General features: G+C 67.0%; 1 protein-coding gene and 1 pseudogene. Both read right to left on the reverse strand.

What is annotated here, in order from left to right:
• Positions 1–190, reverse strand: a pseudogene (locus BJQ90_RS14340) (hypothetical protein); the annotation flags it as partial.
• A 418-nt stretch (positions 191–608) separates the two neighbouring features.
• Positions 609–1,025 carry a DUF1003 domain-containing protein gene (locus tag BJQ90_RS14345; protein ID WP_226760922.1) on the reverse strand — a complete coding sequence of 139 codons (417 nt, stop codon included), beginning with the start codon at positions 1,023–1,025 and terminating at the stop codon, positions 609–611.
• Between the last annotated feature and the right edge of the window lie 84 nt (positions 1,026–1,109).

Raw genomic sequence — 1,109 nt, forward strand, 5'->3', positions numbered from 1 at the left:
GGAGATTGAGCCTCAGCCTGGTCGCGGTGGTGGAGGCCAGTCCGGTCAGTGCCAGCAGTGCCAGCAGGATGCCGGGGGTGGGCAGCTGGGCGCCGGCCAGGGTGTGGGCGCCGGCCGCCAGGGATAGGGCGGTGATTGCCACCATGGCCGCGCGAAGGGCGTGGAACGGGGACCTCGCGGCTGTGCGCACGGAACACTCCCTTCACCAGCGGCGGCCATGGCTGCCCGCCGCCGTTTCCGGCCGCGGGACTCCCCTGATTCTACCGGCGATTTCTACCGGGCTGCGAAAAGGGTCCCCGGCGCGGGAAGCCGGCGCCGGGCGGCCCGGCGTCAGTCCGTTTCAGGACCCGAGCAGAAGTGGCAGTCGTCCGGGCACGGGGCCTCGGCGGGAGTGTTCTGGGGGCGGCCGCCGCTCCGTGCGTCGGTCCAAAGGCCGGGGGCTCCATTGGCCCGATCTTGCTGCAAAGTCACGATGTGTCCTGAACGTCATTGGTGCGGAACGCTGATGGTACTCAGCTAACCGGGTGCCGGCGGCCCGGCTCAATGGACCATCCGACGGCAACACCGGCCCCGCGTTGTGCAGCCGTCCAGTGCCACGATAGGGGCGCCTAGTTCAGGGCCTTCGACGTCGCCAGCTCTTTAAGTTCCTGGAGGATTTCGAGCTGCTGGCTGTTGATGGCCATCAGCAGTTCGATCTCTTCCTTCGCCTTCACATTCGTGTCGTAGTCGTGCTGCGCCATCGCCGCGGCGATGGCGTCCTGCCGTTTGGCGGCGATGAGAAGAATGGCGCCCTGGAGCCCGGCCAGCATCGACAACAGCAGGTTCAGCAGGATGTACGGGTAGGGGTCCCAGGAATTGGTGGCCAAAGCCAGGGTATTGATGGCGGCCCAGATCAACATGAAACCGATGAAGCCTCCCACGAAGGGCCAGCTTCCCATTCCGTTCCGCATGAGGTCGGCGGCGCGCTGGCCCGTGCTGAGGGAAGCGGTGTGTTTTTCGTGCCAGGTCTTCTGTCGATCGGTCATGGCTCAGCGTAGCCGCGGGACAGGCGCGAACCTGTCCCGCGGCTATGGCTCAGGAGCCTTAGCCCGCCGCGACGCCGGCGGTGG

Source organism: Arthrobacter sp. SO3 (genome assembly GCF_020532825.1).
In the GTDB taxonomy this organism is placed as follows: Bacteria; Actinomycetota; Actinomycetes; order Actinomycetales; family Micrococcaceae; genus Arthrobacter.

Coding starts and splice junctions, on each gene's coding strand:
- BJQ90_RS14345 (WP_226760922.1), bottom strand. CDS start 1,025: ATGACCGATCGACAGAAGACCTGGCACGAAAAACACACCGCTTCCCTC.